The sequence below is a fragment of the Capnocytophaga periodontitidis genome, assembly GCF_016126015.1.
Taxonomy (GTDB): Bacteria; Bacteroidota; Bacteroidia; order Flavobacteriales; family Flavobacteriaceae; genus Capnocytophaga; species Capnocytophaga periodontitidis.
The window spans coordinates 37,386-59,316 of sequence record NZ_JAEFDB010000010.1; the positions used below are offsets into that span (position 1 = coordinate 37,386).

At 39.2% G+C, this 21,931-nt stretch carries 21 protein-coding genes and 2 pseudogenes; 20 read left to right on the plus strand and 3 right to left on the minus strand.

Annotated features, from left to right (window positions below):
* The first annotated feature begins 6 nt into the window (after positions 1 to 6).
* The 3 genes from I7X29_RS12080 (at position 7) to I7X29_RS12090 (ending at position 2,631) form a co-directional block, all read left to right on the plus strand.
* Complete coding sequence (locus tag I7X29_RS12080; RefSeq protein ID WP_088593549.1) at positions 7 to 387, plus strand: hypothetical protein; 381 nt, start codon at positions 7 to 9, stop codon at positions 385 to 387.
* A gap of 116 nt (positions 388 to 503) precedes the next feature.
* Complete coding sequence (locus tag I7X29_RS12085) at positions 504 to 983, plus strand: regulatory protein RecX (protein WP_198475016.1); 480 nt, start codon at positions 504 to 506, stop codon at positions 981 to 983.
* Positions 973 to 2,631, plus strand: a complete 1,659-nt coding sequence (locus tag I7X29_RS12090) for a DUF6909 family protein (protein ID WP_009412586.1) — start codon at positions 973 to 975, stop codon at positions 2,629 to 2,631. The genes I7X29_RS12085 and I7X29_RS12090 overlap by 11 nt, the downstream gene beginning before the upstream one ends.
* A 126-nt stretch (positions 2,632 to 2,757) precedes the next feature.
* Here the strand turns inward: I7X29_RS12090 and I7X29_RS12095 are convergent, their stop codons facing one another.
* Entirely contained in the window at positions 2,758 to 2,895 is a 138-nt protein-coding gene (locus tag I7X29_RS12095; RefSeq protein ID WP_198475018.1) for a hypothetical protein, read from the minus strand.
* 126 nt (positions 2,896 to 3,021) lie between these two features.
* Between I7X29_RS12095 and I7X29_RS12100 the strand changes: the two genes are divergently transcribed.
* The gene (locus I7X29_RS12100) at positions 3,022 to 4,767 is read left to right on the plus strand and encodes a thiamine pyrophosphate-dependent enzyme (RefSeq protein WP_198475020.1); all 1,746 of its coding nucleotides are present in this window, start codon (positions 3,022 to 3,024) and stop codon (positions 4,765 to 4,767) included.
* Positions 4,768 to 4,898: 131 nt separating this feature from the next.
* Here I7X29_RS12100 and I7X29_RS12105 read toward each other — a convergent pair whose 3' ends face one another.
* The gene (locus I7X29_RS12105) at positions 4,899 to 6,431 is read right to left on the minus strand and encodes a RagB/SusD family nutrient uptake outer membrane protein (protein ID WP_198475022.1); all 1,533 of its coding nucleotides are present in this window, start codon (positions 6,429 to 6,431) and stop codon (positions 4,899 to 4,901) included.
* 12 nt (positions 6,432 to 6,443) lie between these two features.
* Positions 6,444 to 9,515, minus strand: coding sequence for a SusC/RagA family TonB-linked outer membrane protein (locus tag I7X29_RS12110; protein ID WP_198475024.1), 3,072 nt, complete (start codon positions 9,513 to 9,515; stop codon positions 6,444 to 6,446).
* Positions 9,516 to 9,744: 229 nt separating this feature from the next.
* Here I7X29_RS12110 and I7X29_RS12115 point away from each other — a divergent pair, with 229 nt between their 5' ends.
* The 16 genes and pseudogenes from I7X29_RS12115 (at position 9,745) to msrB (ending at position 21,930) form a co-directional block, all read left to right on the plus strand.
* Positions 9,745 to 10,347 (plus strand): nitroreductase family protein, encoded by a 603-nt coding sequence (locus I7X29_RS12115; RefSeq protein WP_198467155.1) that lies wholly within the window; start codon positions 9,745 to 9,747, stop codon positions 10,345 to 10,347.
* A complete protein-coding gene (gene rlmN, locus I7X29_RS12120) occupies positions 10,344 to 11,384 on the plus strand; it encodes a 23S rRNA (adenine(2503)-C(2))-methyltransferase RlmN (protein WP_198467154.1) in 1,041 nt (346 codons plus the stop codon). Before I7X29_RS12115 ends, rlmN begins: the two co-directional genes overlap by 4 nt.
* Positions 11,385 to 11,501: 117 nt before the next feature.
* Positions 11,502 to 11,742, plus strand: a pseudogene (locus I7X29_RS15620) (four helix bundle protein).
* A gap of 9 nt (positions 11,743 to 11,751) precedes the next feature.
* The gene (rseP, locus tag I7X29_RS12130; RefSeq protein WP_198467153.1) at positions 11,752 to 13,083 is read left to right on the plus strand and encodes an RIP metalloprotease RseP; all 1,332 of its coding nucleotides are present in this window, start codon (positions 11,752 to 11,754) and stop codon (positions 13,081 to 13,083) included.
* 35 nt (positions 13,084 to 13,118) lie between these two features.
* On the plus strand, positions 13,119 to 13,601 hold the full coding sequence (locus tag I7X29_RS12135; RefSeq protein ID WP_198467152.1) for a hypothetical protein: 483 nt from the start codon (positions 13,119 to 13,121) through the stop codon (positions 13,599 to 13,601).
* A 13-nt stretch (positions 13,602 to 13,614) separates the two neighbouring features.
* Positions 13,615 to 13,848, plus strand: a complete 234-nt coding sequence (locus tag I7X29_RS12140) for a hypothetical protein (protein ID WP_088593535.1) — start codon at positions 13,615 to 13,617, stop codon at positions 13,846 to 13,848.
* 20 nt (positions 13,849 to 13,868) lie between these two features.
* Complete coding sequence (locus I7X29_RS12145; protein WP_225879515.1) at positions 13,869 to 15,017, plus strand: DUF2062 domain-containing protein; 1,149 nt, start codon at positions 13,869 to 13,871, stop codon at positions 15,015 to 15,017.
* 50 nt (positions 15,018 to 15,067) lie between these two features.
* Positions 15,068 to 15,250: pseudogene (locus tag I7X29_RS12150) on the plus strand (transposase); the annotation flags it as partial.
* 14 nt (positions 15,251 to 15,264) lie between these two features.
* Entirely contained in the window at positions 15,265 to 16,278 is a 1,014-nt protein-coding gene (locus I7X29_RS12155; RefSeq protein WP_198467151.1) for a hypothetical protein, read from the plus strand.
* Between the two features lie 124 nt (positions 16,279 to 16,402).
* Entirely contained in the window at positions 16,403 to 17,239 is an 837-nt protein-coding gene (locus I7X29_RS12160) for a hypothetical protein (RefSeq protein WP_198475026.1), read from the plus strand.
* Positions 17,240 to 17,566: 327 nt separating this feature from the next.
* A complete protein-coding gene (locus I7X29_RS12165) occupies positions 17,567 to 17,767 on the plus strand; it encodes a hypothetical protein (RefSeq protein WP_095909120.1) in 201 nt (66 codons plus the stop codon).
* 31 nt (positions 17,768 to 17,798) lie between these two features.
* The gene (locus I7X29_RS12170; protein ID WP_198475028.1) at positions 17,799 to 18,485 is read left to right on the plus strand and encodes a hypothetical protein; all 687 of its coding nucleotides are present in this window, start codon (positions 17,799 to 17,801) and stop codon (positions 18,483 to 18,485) included.
* Positions 18,486 to 18,875: 390 nt separating this feature from the next.
* The gene (locus tag I7X29_RS12175) at positions 18,876 to 19,148 is read left to right on the plus strand and encodes a hypothetical protein (protein ID WP_198475030.1); all 273 of its coding nucleotides are present in this window, start codon (positions 18,876 to 18,878) and stop codon (positions 19,146 to 19,148) included.
* A gap of 346 nt (positions 19,149 to 19,494) precedes the next feature.
* Entirely contained in the window at positions 19,495 to 19,806 is a 312-nt protein-coding gene (locus tag I7X29_RS12180; RefSeq protein ID WP_002678453.1) for a hypothetical protein, read from the plus strand.
* A complete protein-coding gene (locus tag I7X29_RS12185) occupies positions 19,797 to 20,711 on the plus strand; it encodes a ribonuclease Z (protein ID WP_198475032.1) in 915 nt (304 codons plus the stop codon). The genes I7X29_RS12180 and I7X29_RS12185 overlap by 10 nt, the downstream gene beginning before the upstream one ends.
* A 169-nt stretch (positions 20,712 to 20,880) precedes the next feature.
* Positions 20,881 to 21,930 (plus strand): peptide-methionine (R)-S-oxide reductase MsrB, encoded by a 1,050-nt coding sequence (gene msrB / locus I7X29_RS12190; protein ID WP_394368709.1) that lies wholly within the window; start codon positions 20,881 to 20,883, stop codon positions 21,928 to 21,930.
* Position 21,931 lies beyond the last annotated feature (1 nt).

The window sequence follows — 21,931 nt, forward strand, 5'->3', positions numbered from 1 at the left end:
TACAAGATGACAAATGTTTTAGACAAATTTATTCAGGATGTAAAAAACAACATTCCTGGATTCGTTGCCGTTTCAGTAACTGAAGTACGTTCAGGGGTTTCTTACGGCGCAGAATCAGTAGATCCTAGTTTTGATCCTAACTTAGCTTCTGCTTATAACTTAGAGGTAATAAAAGCTAAACAAAATGCGCTTCAAGTACTCGGATTGGCTTCTAAGGAAAAAATAGATGAAATTATAATCGTTCTAACAGATCAAAATCACATTATTGATGTGGCAGCAAATGGTAGTTATTTCATTTATTTAGTAGTAGACTCAACCAAAGCAAACTATGGTATGACAAAAGCTTTACTTTCTAAATACAAAAAAGATTTAGCAGCTATATTCTAATCACAGCTCTAATTCCCGCATAATTAAGTTAGTAAAAGAATGTAAAGAAGTTATTATTAAAAGAAAGCTACCGTATTGGTAGCTTTTCTTGTATCTTTGCCTAATTACAAAATATAATGGAAGCTACTGCGAAAACCTATACCGTACAAGAGGCAAAAGAACGATTGGAAGCCTATTGTGCCTACCAAGAGCGTTGCCACCGCGAGGTAGTAACAAAACTGCGCGCGATGGGTATGATACCTTTGGCTATTGATGATATAGTGGTACACCTGATACAAAACGGCTTCCTAAACGAAGAGCGCTTTGCTAAAAGCTTTGCCCGTGGTAAGTTTCGCATCAAAAAATGGGGACGCGTGCGCATAGAACGGGAACTAAAAACTAGAGGGCTTTCAGATTACAATATTGAAGTTGGCTTAGAAGAAATTGACGAAGAAGAATACATAGATACTTTTGAGATAGTGGCTGAGAAAAAACAAGCTACCATCAGAGAAAAGAACCCTTATAAAGCTAAAGCTAAACTGGCTAATTACCTACTGTACCGCGGTTGGGAGCCGGATTTGGTTTATGAGAAAGTAGAAGAATTATATGAAAAGTAGAGCACAAGAATCCACAAACGCCATCGAGCGTATGTACGTAACAATGCGACACCTCTTCTCAAGAGGCTTCTATAAACCTATGGGCATCTCAGGCGAGGCACTCCGCGAGTCTCTACTCGTACTCCGACCCGAAATCTACGGCACTATCGCTGAAAGTAAATCTGAACTCAGCGGACTCATCTATGTACTCGACCGCCTTCCCGAGGGTATTGAGCAATGTAAGTACATCAATCTCATCGCCGATGAAGGCTACCGCCAATCGCACTTCAAACCTATTATCCCCCCTAAACGCCGCCGTAATTGCTATCGCATCGACCCTGAGCAAATGAACATCGAAATTACTCGTGGCCGTTCCGATATCTACGACGTGCTCACTCACCTCACTTTCCTATTTATAGAATCTCATAAAATCGCCGACCGCATTTTCTTAGACGATAATAAAATCTCACACGATTGGGCTAAACTCGAGGCTAATATCCAAAAGAACAAACTTACTCTTGCTGAGCGTGAAGCTACTTTTATACACATCGGTAACTTATTAGGGCGTACCTTTGAAGAAGTTCTCACTGCCTACAAAGCTTTGGCTACCCCCGCCTTCCCCGATCGCTTTATCCATATCATCTACTGGTTGGGTAAATTAGCGTTCAACGAACGTGTGAACGACGATAAACGCGTAATTACCTTCAGTACCGTACTGCGCGAACGCATCGGGCATCACCTTCACGGCGAAATCTGGGCTGAACACATCAAACATATCCTCCTCAAAAACGGACTTTTAGACCGCCCTCTCCACATCATCAGTGCCAATATGCACAGTGTGATGAATAGCTTATTTGCCGAAAAAGCTCTTGCAAACGAAGTAAAAGTGAGTTCCCGTATAGAACTTTTTGAACTCCTCAGCTTGCCCGAGAGTGAACCTCTGCGCAAAAAAGTAAAAGCCTATGCTCACAAACACGGAATGATTTCAGTAGACGACACCTCAGGTACCAATATCGATGTACAACTCTTTGATACTGCTAAAATCGATTTTTCCGATACTCCTTATAAAGTGCATCACCTTGATGAAAACCAAAAACCTATAATCTTTGTGATGGACTACGCCTTTGGCGAACAAGCCTATGAAACTATCGACGAACTGCTAAAACCTTATCACAAAGCTGGTAAAACTTATTTTCTCGATGTGCTTTCCATTTCCATTATGGGCAAGGCGGGCATCTTGGAAGGCGAAAAAGGCGACTTGATGATTCCTACCGCGCATATCTTTGAAGGTACTGCCGATAACTATCCTTTCCACAACGAATTTTCTAAAGCCGATTTTGAAGGTAACGGGCTCAAAGTATTTGAAGGCTCGATGATTACAGTGCTCGGAACTTCTCTCCAAAATAAGGACATCCTAAAATTCTTTCTCCACTCTACGTGGAATGCCGTCGGTTTGGAAATGGAAGGTGTTCATTATCAAAAAGCGATACAATCGGCTTCTAAAATACGCAAGAGTATACGCGAAGATGTAAAAGTGCGTTATGCTTACTACGCTTCTGATAACCCCCTCGAAACGGGGAGTACCCTCGCTTCTGGTGGTTTAGGTACTACAGGCGTAAAACCTACCTACCTCATCACCTTTAAAATATTAGAACAAATTTTTAATTAACCAAAAAAAGGCTGTTTGATAATGTGTCAAACAGCCTTTTTTAGATGAAAACAATTAGTAAAAATTATTTGTTGATAAATTCTTGGTCAGTATACATAGTGCGTACTTCTACTTCACGATTATCTTTTAACGTACATCTACACTGCTGACGTACAGAGGTTCATACGCACCTAAGTCTTCAAAATCACCCCATTGATTCGCATTTTTAGGATCTACACTGATACTGTAAAACACTTGGCATACCTTTATAGAAAAAGATACCAATTTTAGCTCAGAGAATCATTTTTCAACTCTTGACTCATAAATTCTAATTCCTACCTCCTAATCTCTATTCACAAACGATATATTGGTATTATTTTTGCATACAAAAAACCATTAATAATAAAATATATGAGCAAAAATGTATCCGACCAATTGGTCGAAATGTTAGTACAAGCAGGCGTAAAAAGAGTCTATGCTATTACGGGCGATAGCCTCAACCCTGTGAACGACGCCATCCGTCGCGATGGTCGCCTTGAGTGGATACACGTCCGCCACGAGGAATCAGCAGCTTATGCAGCCTCTATGGACGCCGAACTAAACGGCATAGGCTGTTGTATGGGTAGTTCAGGACCTGGACACGTACACCTTATCAACGGACTCTACGATGCTAACCGCTCAGGGAACCCCGTAATTGCCATTGCCAGCACCTGCGCTACCCATAAATTCGGTACCCACTGGTTCCAAGAAACCAACCCCTTCTTGCTGTTTCAAGATTGCAGTAAATACGTGTATGTAGCCAATACCCCCAAACAGTTCACCACAATGATGCAACGCGCCATACAAACGGCCATCAACGAGAAAGGCGTGGCGGTGTTGGGACTCCCTGGCGATGTGGCAGGCGCCGACCTTGAAGAGGTACCTACTGCTACGCAAACCTTCTTAGCAAAACCTGTAGTGCGCCCTTCTGATAGTGAGCTCGACAAATTGGCAGCGGTGCTCAACGACAACAAAAACAAGAAAATAGCCCTTTACTGCGGTCACGGTTGCCAGTATGCCGTGAAAGAAGTAGAACAGCTTGCCGAAACCCTTAAAGCGCCTATCGTGGCTTCTTTCCGTGGCAAAATATTCTTCGACCGCACCGATAGCCCTTATATAGCGGGAATGAACGGCTTGCTCGGACACCGTTCAGGTTATGATGCTTGCGCCAAAGCCGATGTGCTCGTAATGCTCGGCACCGATTTCCCTTATGCGGAGTTCTTACCTAAGAAAAACACCATTATCCAAATAGATGAACGCCCCGATATCATTGGTCGTCGAGCCAAAGTAGATTACGGTTTTGCAGGCGATGTGAAAGACACCATTACTGCCTTATTGCCTAAACTCACCCCTCGCACCGACGATAGTTTCCTCAAAGACATTCACAAAGAGTATTTGGATCTCGAAAAATCATTAGATGATTACACTAAAAAGAAAACCGAAGAGAACCAAATAGACCCCGAATATGCGGCTAAACTCTTAGATAAATACGCCGCCAACGACGCTATTTTCACCGTCGATACAGGTATGAATGTAGTGTGGGCAGCGCGCTTTATCAAAGGTACGGGCAAACGTTACCTCACCGGTTCGTTCAACCACGGTTCTATGGCAAACGCCCTCCCAATGGCAATTGGCGCAGCAGCTTCGTCCAAAGGCAGACAAGTGGTAGCAATGTGTGGCGATGGTGGGCTATCAATGCTCTTGGGCGACTTGGCTACCCTGATGCAATACCAATACCCTGTGAAGATATTTGTGTTCAACAACCGTTCGCTCGCAATGGTAAAACTCGAAATGGAAGTATCGGGCTACCTCGATTGGCAAACCAATATGGTAAACCCACCTTTCGATAAACTCGCCGACCTGATGAACATCAAAGGCTATGAAGTGCGTAAAACCGAAGACCTCGAAGCCACCGTAAAAGCAGCTTTCGAGCACGACGGACCTACTTTGGTGAATATCTACACCAATCGCGATACCTTAGCGATGCCTCCTCATATCACTTTTGAACAGATGAAAGGTTTTGCAACCAACATCATCAAGAAGATAGGTCAAGGTGACTTTGCAGAAGCCAAAGGCAGTATTACCAACAGTATGAAACACATCAAGGACGTGTTTTAGATTTTAATTTTGATAATAAAAAAGTCGCTAAGCGAGATGCTTAGCGACTTTTTTGTTAATAAGGTTATTTGTTAATAAAAAGGCTGTCCTAAAAAATAGAACAGCCTCATTTAATTATAATTTTCAAAAGATTACCAACCTGGGTTTTGTTGCCAATTGGCTCTACCTTGTTCATAGCGAATATCACTAGGAGGGATTGGCCAAGTCATTTTATAATTTCCCGCAGGGATATTAAGTTGGTAATACTGGTCAGCAGGATCTGAAACAATAGCACTGAGGTTCTGAGGAGTACCACGTACTACGCCTAAATTCCAACGCTTGATATCTGCCATACGGAAGCCCTCGAAAGCAAGTTCGCGGTTGCGTTCGTTTTGTATTTCAGTCCAAAGGTCGGTATAGGTTACACTACCAATTCCGCGAGCGGTACGCAATCTATCTAAATAGATTTTAGCATTGGCTTGATCGCCGTTTTTATAGGCAGCTTCGGCGGCAATAAGGTATATTTCGGCAATCCGGAATACTTTAGGACGGTGGAGATAGGTAGGATCATCTCTAGTGCTGTTCTTTAGAACGTCGTTATCAGGATATTTATATACTAAATAGATATTTTCGTATTTAGTACTTGCATAGTTAGCAAATAATTTTTTGATGTATATACTTTTTCTAAAATCCGAATCATCAAATAAATCTACAAATGATTGAGTAGGGATTAGCTTAGGATAATAATAGAGTACTTTTTGTGTATAATAGCTTTTCTCTTCGCCTAAGTACACATCGTTACCATTAGGTAATTCGGCTGTATTCCCTTTATCATAACGTGCGTATAGCTGTGTTATTGTTTCAGCAGTACCATCTTTCTCCCATGCATTTTGCAAAGTAGGAGAAGTAGTAGTTAAGGGGTAAGTTCCTGCTGAAATAAGCCCATTTGCCGCTTGATAAGCTCCTGCCCAATCTTCTTTATAAAGTAGTACACGGGCTTTAAGAGCTGCCACGGCATCTTTAGAAAAAGTAGCTTTTCCTGCGCTACCAGTTATATTAGATAAGAGTTGTTCAGCTCGTGCTATATCGTTTAAGATAAACTCGTAGGTTTCTTTTACAGTACTTCTGTTAGGAAAATCATTAATAGTAGGTTTATCAAGCAAGGGTAATCCATATACTGAACTTTCGTCATAAGCAGGGCAATAGTGTGTTACTAAATAAGTATAATAGTAAGCACGTGCCAAATAGAGTTCCCCCATATTTTGTTTGATTTGCGCTGTGGAGGTTGCTGACCCTTGTGCCGATATAGGGATAGTAGGAATACCTTCTAAGCCTATGTTTATATTTTGAATGGCATTGAAATAATTTTGCCAAATTGTAGCTATTACACCATTTGATGAAGTTAGCAACGTCCAATTGTGAATTTCTGTTAGGATATCAGAGTTAGAGGAACGCCTTGCTAAGTTTGCGAAATCGGCTTGGGCATCAGTAGCATACATCGATCTTCCGTACACATTCGTACGCAAGGTAGCATACATTCCGTTTACCCAAAATTGCGCGTCTTGTATACTTTTAAAAGAGTTTTTTTCGCTAAGCTCTTTATAAGGCTCTTGATCAAGACTAAAACAAGCGTTAAGTAAAAACGGAATAGCTATAAAAATGAGTATTTTATAAATATTTTTCATCGATTTATATTTTTAAAAGTTAAGATCTATACCTAAGGTGAACTGGCGAGAAGGAGGATAACCTCCTAAAGAGATAGCACTTGCCGACTCAGGATCTGGTCCTTCATACTTGGTAAGAGTAAAGATATTACGAGCGGTAGTATAAATACGTATACCTTCAAAGAATTTTATTTGATCGATCACTTCTTTAGGTAAACGATAGCTAAGGCTGATGCTTTTCATACGCATATACGAAGCATCTTGTATGAGGCGTGAATCTAAGCTATATATAAATACATCTGAATTTACTTTAGGATGACGTGTGTTATCACCAGCTTGTTTCCAATAGTCAAATACTTTTCTGCTCATATTGTACACCCCGAACCTACCAGGATTCTCTACATATCTCATATCATTATTTACTACATATCTACCCAATGAGAATGAAAAAGCCATATCTAATGAAAAAGATTTATAAGTGATATTCCAACCAAACCCTCCATTGGTAGGAGCTTGCATTTTCTTACCGGTAGTTTGTATCAGTTTGCTGTCATCATAAGTTGTAGTTACATTGTTGTCATCGGTTACTTGTTCCATACGGTCGGTACCTGGCACATAATACTCGGTTTCACCCGTAGTTGGGTTCACCCCTTTGCGAATCACAGCAGCCCATTCTAAGGGTCTACCTAATTTATACGCCACTCCTGATCCTGTACTTACATCCGATATTTTGTTACCAAAAAGAGAAGTTACCTCTTGTTTGTTGTAATTCACGTTGAAATAAGGACGGATAGTGAGGTCGTTATTCTTACTTCTGTACACTACTGATGAAAAAGTAAAATCAATACCTCGGTTGCGCATACCCCCTGCATTGTCGTAAAACTGATTTTGCCCAGAGGTAGTGTTGAGTTCTCGGCTTGAAAGCATATCGTAAGTTTCGCGATCGTAGTACTCTATATTAAACGAAGTGCCTCGGTCGAACACAACGTTAAGACCTACAGTAGTTTTGCGTTGTTCTTCCCAATGCAAATTAGGGTTTCCTAAGCGATAAATAGTATATCCCATATTTTGTTGATAATAACTATCACCTTCAATAGTGGTGAGATGATTGTAACTACCCCCTCCTGCATTACCCGATAAACCTGTACTAAAGCGCAAATTTAGGTCGGTAAGCCATTTTACCTCTTTCAAGAAGTTCTCTTGTTTGAGTTTCCACATCACTCCTACTGCCCAGAAATTACCGTAATGATTATTTCTACCAAAAGCTGATGAACCATCTCTACGTGCTGAAAGATCTAAGAAATAACGACTACCATAAGAGTATTCTAACCTTCCAAAGTAAGAATTAAAAGTAGTTGTTGTTTTATCATCTTCTACCGTTTTATTTTTGTTCCCGTGTGAAAGTGTTGAAAGTCCATCGGAAGGTTGCCCATAAGTTACTATTGTCAATGATTTTGAACTGTTTTCTATAGATTCTTGTCCTAATAATACATTGAAACTATGCTGTTTTTCTCTTCCTAATAGAAAACGATATTCTAATGTGTTAGTAAGTGTTTTTCTAAGTGATCTACTGCTACTAAAAAGTGTATAAGAATTAGTAGTAGGAGCTGGGGTTCGCTGTCTGTATATAATAAAAGAGGAAAGCTCTTTATTTTCTACATCGCCATAACCGTACTGTACCCCTCCTTGTGTTTTGAATATCAAATTTTTTACAGGTTCAACACTGATGAATCCTGAAGGCATAAAGTCATCACTAATAGTCGATCTCGGGTGCTTTTCAGCGTAGTACTCTGGATGATAGAAACCTAACGAAGGACTTATGATACTAGTGATATAGTCTTTTCTTTTTCCATCAGCGTAAGTAGGAGTGTAGAAAGGAAGAGTATTCATACGTATGGTAGAGTCTGAGCCACTACCATCGCGTTCATTATGCCCTGCTACAAACGAAACACCTGCTTTCAACCATTTTGTAACTTGAGTATTAACACTACCATTGAGAGTGTAACGTTTGTAATCGGAAGAAGGGTTCAAGGTTCCCTCTTGTTTAAAATATCCTAAAGAAAGATAGTACGATGTACTCTCTGTCCCTCCTGAAAGAGAGACATCTGTTCGTGTAAGAGGAACAAAATCTCGAAAGAAAACTTTATCCCAACGAGTATTATAAGGGTTTTCTGCTAATATTTTGTTAGCAGCAGCTTCAGCTACTTCGCGAGTGGAGCCCATACTGGTCATCCCCGCTGCCGAGATAATAGAAGATGGACTTCTTTCAAGCCAAAAGTCCATATATTCACGTGGCGTCATCATATCGTCGAAGAATTTGCGACTGGCATTGGTAAGTGCTGAAAAACCAAGCTGATGGCTAATTGTGATATTGGTACGCTCATTACGGCGTCCTTTTTTGGTAGTAATCAAAATCACCCCATTGGCAGCACGTGCCCCATAGATAGAGGTAGAAGCAGCGTCTTTAAGCACCGTAATCGTTTCTATATCATTAGGGTTAAAGTCGCTCATCACACTACTACTCACCGCTATTCCATCCATTATATACAAAGGTTCTTGAGTACCTGTTTTTGCCAATGCTCCTTGGAAGTTATTATAACCGTGGATAAGGATATCACTATTGCTACCGGGTCTTCCTGATGAGGTAGTAACCACAACCCCTGCTAATCGTCCTTGTAAGGCATCGGATACGCTGGCTACCGGAGCTGCACTCACATCTTTACCTTGTACTTGTGCCACTTGTGCGACGGTGCGGCTGGCGAGCTTAGGAGCTCCATAGCCGGTAACCACCATTTCTTCAAGCTCTTGTACATCGTCCTTCATCACAATGTCTAAATGTTTAGAGTTTGCTGTAATTTTCTTTTCGGTAGTTTTCATCCCCAAAAAGGAATATTGCAGCACATCGCCTACTTTAGTTTGAATGGTGTATTTACCATCCATATCGGTGGCAGCACCGCGCTGGGTACCTTTCACCAATATCAATACGCCTAATAAAGGCTCGCCTTTTTCATCTTTTACAGTTCCTGAAACTTCTATGTTTTGTGCAAACATTGCAAAAGTAGCTGTTAAGAAGAAAATCCACGTGTAAAATAACTTTAGCTTCATTTTTCTGTTTAAAAAATTAGGGTGCAAAGATAATAACAATTCGCAAAATCACAAATAAATGACAATAGGATTTTATTGCTTTTTCCGTTTTTGCAAAAAGTTGTAAGCATTGGTAACAAGGTTGTAACACAATAACAACAGTAAAAAGAGGGATAATAGCTATCTACTAATTTGGTAATTTGCTAATTACGCCGTACCTTTGCCGCCTGAAACTTAAAAACAAAACACTATGGACTTTCTGCAATTAGCACAAAATCGTTATACTACTAAACATTACAGCGATAAACGCATCAGTGATAGTGATATCGCTAAACTCAAAGAAATATTGCGCCTCGCTCCTTCATCTATCAACTCTCAACCTTGGCAATTTGTTTTCATAAGTGATGAAGCTACTAAGGAAGCTTTCGCCAAAGCGTCGTTCATCAATGAAGAACGCGTGAAGCAAGCCAGCCATTTAGTGGTATTTATGGCGAATAGCGCTTTGCCTTCATTTGAGAAAAAGCTCGCTAAAGCTGCTACCGAAACAGGACTCAACTTCTATCATAAAATACAAAAACCCAAAGGTGATGTAGGGCTCTATGCGTGGATGAACAACCAAGTGTATATCGCATTAGGATTTTTCCTCAGTGCGTGTGCGGCAATGGGCATTGATAGCACCCGTATGGAGGGCATTGTCAATACTGAATACGACAGACTTTTAAACGAACCTGAATACACTACGCTCTTTGCCGTGGCGATAGGCTATCGCGACCCTGAGGACAGCAATCAGTTGCACTTGCGACCTAAATCACGTTTGCCTTTAGAAGAGGTAGTAAAGGATTTTAAATTATGATCCAAAAACGCGATATACGCGCTCTTACTAAAGAAGAACTCCGCACTTTTTTTGAAAGTAATGGCGACAAGGCTTTCCGCGGCAACCAAGTATACGAATGGTTGTGGCAGAAAGGGGTGCATACTTTCGACGAGATGACCTCCCTGCCCAAAGCTACACGCGAGATGCTCGCTGAACACTTCAGTATCAACCACATCAAAGTGGATGTGATGCAGCGCAGTAACGATGGTACGATTAAAAACGCAGTGCGCCTGCACGATGGCTTGTTGGTAGAGTCGGTGCTAATTCCTACCGATACCCGCACGACAGCCTGCGTATCAAGTCAGGTGGGGTGTAGTCTCAACTGTTCGTTTTGTGCGACAGCGCGCCTCAAACGTATGCGCAATCTCCTGCCCGATGAAATATTCGACCAAGTGAAAGTAATTGACGAGCAGAGCAGGGCTTTCTTTGGTCGTCCGCTTTCTAACATAGTGTTTATGGGAATGGGCGAACCGCTGATGAACTACAACAATGTACTGAAGGCAATCGACAAGATTACTTCGCCTGAAGGCTTAGGAATGTCGCCCAAACGCATCACGCTATCTACTTCGGGTATCCCCAAATTGATAAAAAAAATGGCTGATGACGAGGTAAAATTCAAATTGGCAGTATCTTTGCATTCAGCCATTGGCAGTGTACGCACAGGCATTATGCCTTTCAATGAGCAATTCCCGTTAGAAGAACTGCGAGAAGCTTTGGCATATTGGTACCAAAAAACTAAAAACCGCATCACTTACGAATATGTAGTGTGGAAGGGTATCAACGACCAGAAAAAGGATGTAGAGGCGCTGATAAAATTCTGTAAATTTGCCCCTTCTAAAGTGAATCTCATTGAGTACAACCCCATAGACGACGGTGATTTTCAACAAGCCGACCCTAAAGCACTTGAACTTTACCAAACAATGCTTGAAGCAGCAGGCATTACCGTTACCGTTCGCCACTCACGCGGTAAAGACATCGATGCTGCCTGCGGACAATTAGCGAATAAGAAGGCTTAGGTGTTAGGTGTCAGGGGATAGGTATAGAGCCCTAACAATAGTATAAAAAATAATTAAAAAACCAACAAAATGAATAAGATAAAAGACTTTAAAGATTTGATTGTTTGGCAAAAAGCAATGGATCTTGCTGTTGAAGTTTATCAGTTAGTAAAAAAACTACCTAAAGAAGAACTTTTTGCTTTAAGTGACCAAAAGTTCTAATGCCGAATTAGAAACACAATTATTACTTTGTGTTAAGATTAATTATTTAAACAATTCAGATATTGAAAAAGCTTTGGGTTTAATAAAAGAAGTAGGAAAAATGCTTAATTCTTTACAAAAGAGCTTAATTTCTCCCACCCTGAAGCCTGAGACCTAAAACCTGAACATGGAAGTATTTTTAATAAAAGCGGCTCAATTAATTCTGAGTCTTTCAATTTTAGTAGTCCTACACGAATTAGGACATTTTATCCCTGCTAAACTCTTCAAAACAAGAGTAGAAAAGTTTTTTCTTTTCTTTGATGTGAAGTTTTCCCTCTTCAAAAAGAAGATAGGTGAAACTGTATACGGCATCGGGTGGCTACCACTGGGCGGCTACGTGAAGATTGCCGGTATGATTGATGAGAGTATGGATAAAGAGCAAATGGCGCAACCTGCACAACCGTGGGAGTTCCGCTCTAAACCTGCGTGGCAACGCCTTATCATTATGATAGGTGGGGTAACCGTGAATTTGCTCTTAGGGTTCTTTATTTACTCAATGATTCTCTTCGCTTGGGGGCAAGATTACCTCAAACCCGAAGGGGTGAAAGATGGTTTCGCCGTTACTCGCACTATGCGTGCTTATGGTTTCAAAAATGGCGACATTGTAACAGCTATTGATAGTAAGCCTTTGGAGAATGTGTTAGAAGCCAGCAAATACATTTTGTTGCGCGACCCAAAACAGCTTACCGTACAAGGCATTGACGGCAATACACGCACTCTTTCTCTCCCCGAAAACATAGGTAAAACCCTTTATTTACGCGGTGAAACTGCTCCTTTTAGCATCAAAACAAAAGCCATTATCGATACTGTTATCCCAGAATCACCAGCGGCTAAAGCAGGCTTGCAAAAAGGCGACAAATTAGTAAGCATTGGCGGAGAACCTATCTACTATTTTTCGGATGTTCCTCCTGCCCTTACAATGGCTCCTAAGGGTATTCCCGTGAGTGTGATGATAGAACGCGACGGAGTAGCTAAAGAACTAAAAATAGTCCTCGGTGAAGAGAAAAAAATGGGAATTTCGGCAGGACAACGAGAAGGCGAAATACAGCTTTCGCATAAAAACTACTCTTTAAGAGCAGCCTTAAGTCACGGAACTGCTTATGGCTACAATGTATTGCGCGACTATGTTTCTCAATTTAAATTTGTATTCACCAAAAAAGGTGCAAGTGAAGTAGGAGGTTTTGGCTCTATAGGCAAACTTTTCCAAGATAATTGGAACTGGCTTTCTTTCTGGCAAATCACTGCCTTCCTCTCTATCGCTTTAGCCTTTATGAATATCTTGCCTATTCCAGCTTTAGACGGCGGACACGTGGTGTTCCTCCTCTATGAAATGGTAACCGGCAGAGCTCCTAATCAAAAAGTATTAGAATACGCTCAAATGGTAGGATTTGTAATCCTCATAGCTATCTTGCTATATGCCAATGGTAGCGACTTGTATAGAGCAATATTTAACAAGTAAGAGGTAAGAGATAAGAGGTAAGACTTATAGACTAAATGAAACACATTTACTTCATCATATTATTCTTGAGTTTTGGGGCTCTGCAAGCGCAGAGCCTTGAAAAGGTGCGCGCTGCCTATATTACAGCTTCCGATAGCAAAGAGAACGCTACAGCTTTTGTAGAGCTGATAGCCAATGCTCCTACTACCGATGTAGTGCTAAGCGCCTATAAAGGGGCAAGCAAAATGATATTAGCAAAATTTGGAGGGGGTAGAATTGCCCTACTCAAAGAGGGTAAACCGCTGTTAGAAAACGCCCTCAAACAGCAACCTCAAAATGCTGAACTTCACCTCATACGCCTCAGTGTACAAGAACACTTGCCTAAAGTAGTGCCTTATCGCAACAACATCACTGCCGATAAGGATTTTATACTCGCACACTACGCTCAGCAGTCTCCTGAACTACAAAAACATATAGCAGGGTTTGTAAAGAAGTCGAAAGTGTTTAACGATGAAGAGAAAAAGAAGTTAGATTTGTAATAAACTCATAAATATGGAACTTACTATAAATATCAATGCACAACCATCTAAAATAGATGCTTTTCTAAATTTTATAAAATCTCTTGATTTTATAGAAGTTACTAATATTAAAAAGAGTGAAGAAACTTTAAATCCACAACAGAAAAAGTTTAAGAAAAAACTTTTTAATGCTTTGAATGAGCTAAAAGAAGCAAGAGAAGGCAAAGTAAAATTAGGTAATTTAGACGATTTGCTCAATGAAATATGAATTTATTGTTAAAAAATTAGTTGAAGAATATCGTGGAGAAGAATAAAATTTGCGTTTTAATTCCTACTTATAACAATGCTAAAACCCTCGCGCGTGTGATTGATGGGGTGTTGCGTTATACCTCTCATATTATCATAGTGAATGATGGCGCAACCGATGCTACTCCCGATATACTCGCTCGTTACCCCCAGCTCACTATTATTCATCTTCCCAAGAACAAAGGCAAAGGCAATGCCCTGCGCATAGGCTTTGACAAAGCCCGCTCTTTAGGCTACGACTACGCCCTTACCATCGACTCCGACGGACAACATTACCCCGATGATATCCCCGTATTTATAGCCGCTATAGAAGCTGAAAATGAACCTACTTTGCTGGTAGGCAGCCGCAATATGACCCAAGATGGCGTACCTAAGAAAAGTAGTTTTGGACATAAATTTTCTAACTTCTGGTTTCACCTCGAAACGGGTGTCAATCTCCCCGATACGCAATCGGGATATAGGTTATATCCTTTGCATCACATTCCTAAGAAATATTACACCGAAAAGTTTGAGTTTGAGATAGAAATATTGGTGCGTAGCAGTTGGAATGGAGTACAACTAAAAAATGTACCTATACAAGTGCTGTACGACCCCGAAGAACGCGTTTCTCATTTTCGACCTTTCCGCGATTTTATGCGTATCAGCTTGCTGAACAGCGTGTTGGTACTCATCGCACTTTTCTACATCAAGCCGCGTAATTTCTTTAGAGATGCCAAAAAAAAGAGCCTCAAACGCTTCATCAAAGAGGATATTTTAGAAAGTGACAGCAGCGATAGTGTGAAAGCAGGTTCAGTAGCATTAGGTGTATTCTTTGGCATTGCGCCTTTTTGGGGTTTTCAAACCATACTTACTATCACTTTGGCAGTATTCTTCAATCTGAATAAAACTCTGGCTTTTATCTGCTCTAACGTGAGTATCCCCCCGATGATACCTGTGCTTATCTTCTCTTCTCTTAAAATAGGTACTTTTTTTGTGGGAGGCACCATTCTGCCGCAAGGCGACCTCACAGCAATGGAATATATCCAAAACAATTTGTTACAATATTTAGTAGGAAGTTTTATTTTGGCAATTAGCGCCTCATTGTTGTTAGGGTTGCTCACTTATGGATTGTTGAAATTGAGAAAAAGATAATTTTGAGGTGTCAAAATAAATTCACATATTTGCACTCTGAAAACTAATATATTACGAATTTATTCAAAGGACAAAGCCTCTTAGAGTTTACTGAACGCTTTAAAACTGACTTAGATTGCGAAGAATATTTAGCTTCTTTAAAATGGGAAGGCGGATATTGCTGTCGCAAATGTGGTCATAAAAAATATCAAATCCGAAAAGATTTTTCGCGTACTTGTAATATCTGTGGAGATTAGGAGAGAAAATTATGCAGGTAAAATTAGATAAAATTTCAGAGTGGACAACTACGGGATTCAAGCTAAGCAATGGTGCCTATCAATATGCTCCCATAAATGCAAAAAATCATTTTGCACGAGGAAAAGACGAATTTGTTATCTGGAGCAGCGACAATGACGGCAATAGCTACGGTATCGTTTGGATAAAGGCGGGGCAATGGTCATTCATTCCGTCTCCCGCACAAAAGAAAAGCTGGAATAAGCCCGTTTTGTTGGATACAGGTTCCGATATTTTAATTATTAGCGGAGAAGACAAAAAAGTCTGGTGGGTGTCATCTCCCGAGCAGAAACCGTGCGAAGTAGTAAGTGAAAACTTGTGCGCTGCAGAGAATATCACGGAGATTTCCACACTTGGCGAAAACGGGGTTTATCCAATTATTTGCCGTGTCGATGGAGAGGTATTTGCCGCAAATAGTTTTACCTCTCTACACTATGACAATGAGACACATACGCTGCATTGGGACAAGCAACTCACCCCTGTGTTTACAAATGAAAAAGTCCGAAGCAATTTTATGCTATCCTTAGGACGGGCAGAGGGTATCTATCACAAAATGGATTTTAGTTACTCCTATCCCCAGATAGGTAGCCTTATGATAAAAGATAATTTGATTTATGCCTTCGTGGAAGCGGATACAATAAATCCTTGTAGCTTATCACGATTCAAGTATTATTGGTACCTCGAACTCACCCAAGACGGTATCTACAAGAGGAAAATATGGGGAAAGGAAAAATTGGAAAAGCTTGCACAAAAACAAGGCTTGAGGGGAAAATTCAGCGCCCAAAAAGAATATCTAATCCTATCCCCGATTTTCAAGACAGATGAATGGAAAGGAAACCAAAAACTGTTGAGATTGTCTGACTTGGAGCTTCTGGATATTACATTCCCAAGGGGATATTCTAAATTCAGAATTATGGATATTTGGGATAATTACGTATTTATCAGCGACGAGGCATACCATATCGCCCTCTGCAAAATGGTGGTATAGATGATTTATTGTATCTTTGCACAAAGTTCCTGAATTTTGGTGTTCTTTTTTCTCAAACACAAATTTACTAATTTTCCGGAACTTTTATTTTTTTAAACAGCTTCTTCATAAAAAAACAGAATATATGATTTATTACAAAATATCTATTTTCATCATTTTATCACTTGCTTTAAAATGTGCAATGGGGAAAGGCAATAATAACCCAAAGAATAGTATAAGTAATTCAACTCTTATCGAAGGGGTAAATACTTCAGAATCATTCATAAAGAACATTGAATTAAAACAATACAAATACAAAGGCTCCTATATTGAAGATTTAAAATTAGATACTTTTCAAAAAAAGGATTTTCGCTTGGAGTTTTTCAAATTTTTAAAAGAACAAGATTTTGAAAAAGAAGAATATGCTCAAGTTTTTTTCATAAAACTATTGTTAGTTCGCATCCAACAGAAAGATGAAGCTATTTTATATGATATTTTGAATCATATTTTTAAAGACGACTCATTAGGATATTATTTAGAAGATTACAATGTATATTTATACCAACTTTTCTTATATAAACCTCATTTTTTCATTAAAAACGCCTATAAATATGGTGATTCTTCAATAATTGATTACATCAATCATTCTTTGCCAAACGCTTTGCTCACAGACGAGAAAACTATCAAAAACGATATGGGTGAAATCCTAAAAGAGAATGACAACCAGCTTTTGATAAGTGAACAACAAGTCGACCTTTTTTCATTAGCAGCATTAAAGGATAAAATCAAGAAACAGAGTGTTATAGAAGTTTTTTATTCCCCTTCGCTTAAAACAGGATGGAAAGAGAAAACTGCTGTTTATTACAATATTTACAATTATATTAACGAAGAAATTTTAACATCCTTAACCGTAGAAGAAAGAAAATATTTTGAAGAAAATTTTTACCCAATATTTCAAGATTATATTGTAAAAAACAAATAAAAAGAAGCCTATCCCACCACGGATAAAATGTTAAATATCCTTTTTTTCTTGCTTTGTAAAAAACTAATTACTAACTTTGTAGCGGAATTTTAAAACCTTCATAATATGAAAAAATCTATACGTTATATATTGCTCACTATAGCCATTATATCATTTATTCCTATTTATATGAATGGTTTTGCTGAATATCAACTCAATAAATGGTTAATAGCATTGTCATACACAGTGTTAGTTGGTAATATTTTTGTTATTGACTATTTTGTCAGTAAGAGAAAAAAGTATTAACTCACTTCAATCTCAATTTTTAATCTTAATACCTTATTTATTATGAAACCTTTTTTAAGAAAAGATGTAAAAAGCGTCTTATTTGTGTTAGCAACCATCGGATTTTTTGTAGAAATAGCCTTTCTATGCTTTGCAAATTTAAATGGTAGAGATGTATTAAGCAATAGCCTTACAGCATTGGTATGTTTGCTTTCAGCTATTTCTATAGGTTTTGTTTTACAAAAAGAAAGACAACAAGAATAATATTTGTTCATAAGTAACTCTATCTTCTCAAATGAAACATCTTTTATTTATGCTAATATGTCTAGTGAATACCTCTTTTGCACAAAAAATAGATTTTTTTGAAAAATTAGATTTTAAAGATTTAGTTTTTTATGGAAAAGAAATTAGTTTTGCTATGCAAATAACGGGTAATACCGAAAAAAGTTGTAAAGGGAATTTTAAAATTTCATCTAACACGTACGAAATAGAAAATTGCACTCTTAGCGAACAAGAACCTACTAATATAAAAGATATAAACCAGATTAAAGAATTACTAAAATTTGCTGTGCGTACCTCAAACGCTATGTATAGCTCTCTTTATCAATATGATGCACATAATAAGGGAAAGTTTAAAACTTCTTATATGTCCGATAATACTTGGAAACTCACTTGTGCCGACAAGGCGACAAGAGAGATGATGCAGTTAAGTAAAAACGATAAATGTTATTTTATGGTCACCCTAAACGAAAAGGGGTATATTACTCAAATAAAATCGGTTATAGAGGGTATAAGGGAAGATATTGTGCATTATACAACGCAATATCTATCACCTGAAGATGCTGAAGCCTTAGGAGGAGCGATGGGCAAACTCTTTGTAGGCAATACTCTTGTAGCTTTTTTTACTGATATAGAAGGTAAGTTTTTGGATAAACAGACTGGTAATACTCTCCATTTTCAATTAAAAACTAATCCATTATAAAACCTTTTTTAACCTTTATGAATCCCCGAAAACCAATTGTCATTATCACAATGCTATTGCTCGCTTTGGGCATACCATTTATGCTGTTATAGAATACCCTTACAATCAAGGGAAAATCGCTCTTTTTTTATCAGGAGTTTTATTCGTTATTCTTTTTTCAAAATTGTATTTCGATACTAAAAAGAAAAAGAAAATAATTGATTATTTCGCACTATTCTCTTCTTTTTAACAAAGTATTCGCATTTTAATAAACTACAAAAAATAGTAGGGTATATTAGATGTTTTCTCATTAAAAAATCACTTTTGCGGATTGCCTCCTTCCTTTTGGAAAGTTCGCGAGAGTGGAGTATGTGAAGGGAACGGGGGTTAGTCTTTTAAATGCACATTTTAATGATGAAAATTCAAACTATAAACCTAATCAAGAGTAAGTTATTATTTCCTATATTAGGAATGTTTGTAGGCATTTTATTTTCTCTTTGTGAGGCAATAGTTGCTTACAGTGATACAGCTTCTCCAAGTGAGCCTATAAAAGAAATATTTTTCAATACAATATCAAATAACTTCTTTAATAAAAATACATTAGTTTATACATCTATGGGTATAGGAGCTGGATTACTATTAAATCTTATAATAAGTATATTCAATAGAAAGAGAAGAGATTAACTTTTAGTTCTAACTATAAAAGAAGAACAAGGATAGAAAAAAGTGGAGGAATTATTGGTTCATCAGGGGTAAAGTCTAATGGTTGCCTATTTTTTAACACGGCATTCGCATTTAAGATAATAGGTTTATACTTTATTAATAAACTACAAAAAATAGTAGGAAATATTAGGTGTTTTCTCTTTAAAAAGTCACTTTTGCGGATTGCCCCCTTCCTTTCGGAAAGTCCGCGAGAGCGGAGTATGTGTGGAGAACGGGGGTTAGGCTTTTAAATGCGAACGCCCTCTTTTTTAATAGATTCCTTTGTCCTTTAAAATATTATTTATAATTTTGCGGGAAATTTGTACTAATGAAAGAAACTACCGAAATTACCCTCAATAAATCACAACTTCCCTCTTGGCTGGCAACATTCAGCGCTACCCAAAAACCTCAGCATATTATCATTACACTACCCGAAGAGGAACATTGGCTCAAAAAAGACCTCAAACCGCTTGCTTCGTTTGCAAAACAGTACAGCCAACAACAAGCAAAATCAGTGGTGGTGGTGCAACGCGCTTTGGCTCTCGAAGATTTTGAACTCAGCCTGCACATCGCCCCTACCCTACAAGAAGCCTACGACCTTATTGAACTCGACGAAATAGAACGCGACTTATGGAAGTAACTATCTTAGGTTGCCACAGTGCGACCCCTCGCTCTAATGCCCGCCCCTCGGCTCAACTGCTCGAAATGCGCGGTCATCTGTTCCTCATCGATTGTGGAGAGGCTACCCAAATCGCTCTCCGCAATGCCAATGCTAAATTCTCCCGCATCAAGCACATCTTCATATCTCACCTCCACGGCGACCATTTCTATGGACTTTTCGGACTTATTTCTACTTTCCAACTCCTTGGGCGTGAAGCCGAAATGCATATCTACGGACCTAAAGGCATCAAAGAAGCGGTGCTACTCGTGCTTAAACTCGGTGGGGCTTACACACCTTTCCCTTTGTATTTTCACGAACTATCTTCTAAAAATTCTGAACTCTTATACGAAGATGATAAAGTGCTGATACGCACTATCCCGTTGCAACACCGCGTCTATACCAATGGCTTCCTATTTCAAGAAAAAGAAGGTGAACGCCGTCTGAATATGGATGCTATTGCCCAATACCCCGAGATTGAAGTATGTGATTACCAGAATATCAAAAATGGAAAAGACATTACTTTAGAGAATGGTAAAACTATTGCTAATACTGAGCTCACTTTCGAACCTCATCGCCCGCAAAGTTACGCCTATTGCAGCGACACTGTTTATTTAGAAGATTTAGCAACCGAAATACAAGGAACAAGGGTGATTTACCACGAATCTACTTTCTTGAAAATCAACGAAGAACTCGCTGCCAAAACAATGCACGCTACCGCCTACCAAGCAGGGCTTGTCGCCAAAAATGCTCAGGCTGAAGCGCTTATTTTAGGGCACTACTCCTCTCGTTACCCCGATGTAAATATGTTTAAACAGGAAGCGCAAGAGGTTTTTAAGAATGTTTTTTTAGCTGAAGACGGAAAAAAGTTTGTCTTTGAAAATTAGCATTGGCACTGTTTTTGAGGAAATTGCCAACTGAAAAACTAATTATCAACAACAGCAAATGAAAACCTATTTTTTTAGCCTTTTGGCAAGTATCTTCACTTTGGGATGCGCTAACGGAACCGCTACTAACCAACAAGTTTCAACTAACAACAAGAACCTCAACACCGAGATGAAAGAACAAAATTACTCCAATGCTAATACTACCGACATTTATTTCGCTGGAGGCTGCTTCTGGGGTACCGAACACTTTTTCAAGCAAATACGCGGAGTGCTCGCTACCGAAGTAGGTTATGCCAATGGCAACCTCTCTCAAGCTCCTTCCTACCGCCAAGTGTGCGTGGGCGATACAGGTTTTGCCGAAACGGTAAAAGTTACCTACAACCCCCAACTCATCAACCTGAACCAACTACTCGACCTCTATTTCAAAATCATCGACCCTACTTCTCTCAACAAACAGGGTAACGACCGCGGCACCCAGTACCGCACGGGTATCTACTATACAAATGAAGCTGAAAAACCTCTTATCGAGAAAGCTATTGCCATAGTGGCAAAACAATACTCCCAACCCATAGTGGTAGAGGTTCTTCCGCTAAAAAACTTCTACAAAGCCGAAGAATATCATCAAGATTATTTAGACAAAAATCCACAAGGATATTGCCATATTTCACCCGCTTTGTTTGAGTTGGCTCGCCAAGCGAATCCCGCTCCTGCCGAGAAGACTTTCAAAAAAGTTTCTAAAGCCGACCTCCGCAAGCAGCTCACCCCCGAACAGTACGCTGTAACCCAAGAAAGCGCTACCGAGCGTCCGTTTGCTAATGCTTATTACGATGAGTTCCGCGAAGGTATTTACGTGGATATCACCACTGGTGAACCGCTTTTTGTCTCTACCGATAAGTTTGAATCGGGATGTGGATGGCCAAGCTTCTCTAAACCTATCGACAACAAGCTCATCGCTGAAAAAACAGATACTTCTCACAATATGACTCGTACCGAAGTGCGCAGCAAATTAGGCGATGCTCACTTAGGGCACGTGTTCAACGATGGGCCTAAAGATAAAGGCGGCTTGCGTTACTGTATCAACAGTGCATCGTTGCGCTTTATCCCTAAAGAAGATATGGAAAAAGAAGGTTATAGCCAATATCTTCCTTTATTAAACACTAAAAATACCCAAAACACTAAAAATAAAACTAAAACTACTAAGAAAAATAAGAAGAAATAAA

Bases quoted from the DNA above. Each gene is read 5' to 3' on its own strand.
- rseP (WP_198467153.1), top strand. From the start codon at position 11,752: ATGGAAGTATTTTTAATAAAAGCGGCTCAATTAATTCTGAGTCTTTCA.
- I7X29_RS12155 (WP_198467151.1), top strand. From the start codon at position 15,265: ATGCAGGTAAAATTAGATAAAATTTCAGAGTGGACAACTACGGGATTC.
- msrB (WP_394368709.1), top strand. From the start codon at position 20,881: ATGAAAGAACAAAATTACTCCAATGCTAATACTACCGACATTTATTTC.
- I7X29_RS12160 (WP_198475026.1), top strand. From the start codon at position 16,403: ATGATTTATTACAAAATATCTATTTTCATCATTTTATCACTTGCTTTA.
- I7X29_RS12170 (WP_198475028.1), top strand. From the start codon at position 17,799: ATGAAACATCTTTTATTTATGCTAATATGTCTAGTGAATACCTCTTTT.
- I7X29_RS12085 (WP_198475016.1), top strand. From the start codon at position 504: ATGGAAGCTACTGCGAAAACCTATACCGTACAAGAGGCAAAAGAACGA.
- rlmN (WP_198467154.1), top strand. From the start codon at position 10,344: ATGATCCAAAAACGCGATATACGCGCTCTTACTAAAGAAGAACTCCGC.
- I7X29_RS12180 (WP_002678453.1), top strand. From the start codon at position 19,495: ATGAAAGAAACTACCGAAATTACCCTCAATAAATCACAACTTCCCTCT.
- I7X29_RS12140 (WP_088593535.1), top strand. From the start codon at position 13,615: ATGGAACTTACTATAAATATCAATGCACAACCATCTAAAATAGATGCT.
- I7X29_RS12135 (WP_198467152.1), top strand. From the start codon at position 13,119: ATGAAACACATTTACTTCATCATATTATTCTTGAGTTTTGGGGCTCTG.
- I7X29_RS12100 (WP_198475020.1), top strand. From the start codon at position 3,022: ATGAGCAAAAATGTATCCGACCAATTGGTCGAAATGTTAGTACAAGCA.
- I7X29_RS12090 (WP_009412586.1), top strand. From the start codon at position 973: ATGAAAAGTAGAGCACAAGAATCCACAAACGCCATCGAGCGTATGTAC.
- I7X29_RS12185 (WP_198475032.1), top strand. From the start codon at position 19,797: ATGGAAGTAACTATCTTAGGTTGCCACAGTGCGACCCCTCGCTCTAAT.
- I7X29_RS12175 (WP_198475030.1), top strand. From the start codon at position 18,876: ATGATGAAAATTCAAACTATAAACCTAATCAAGAGTAAGTTATTATTT.
- I7X29_RS12080 (WP_088593549.1), top strand. From the start codon at position 7: ATGACAAATGTTTTAGACAAATTTATTCAGGATGTAAAAAACAACATT.
- I7X29_RS12110 (WP_198475024.1), bottom strand. From the start codon at position 9,515: ATGAAGCTAAAGTTATTTTACACGTGGATTTTCTTCTTAACAGCTACT.
- I7X29_RS12115 (WP_198467155.1), top strand. From the start codon at position 9,745: ATGGACTTTCTGCAATTAGCACAAAATCGTTATACTACTAAACATTAC.
- I7X29_RS12105 (WP_198475022.1), bottom strand. From the start codon at position 6,431: ATGAAAAATATTTATAAAATACTCATTTTTATAGCTATTCCGTTTTTA.
- I7X29_RS12165 (WP_095909120.1), top strand. From the start codon at position 17,567: ATGAAACCTTTTTTAAGAAAAGATGTAAAAAGCGTCTTATTTGTGTTA.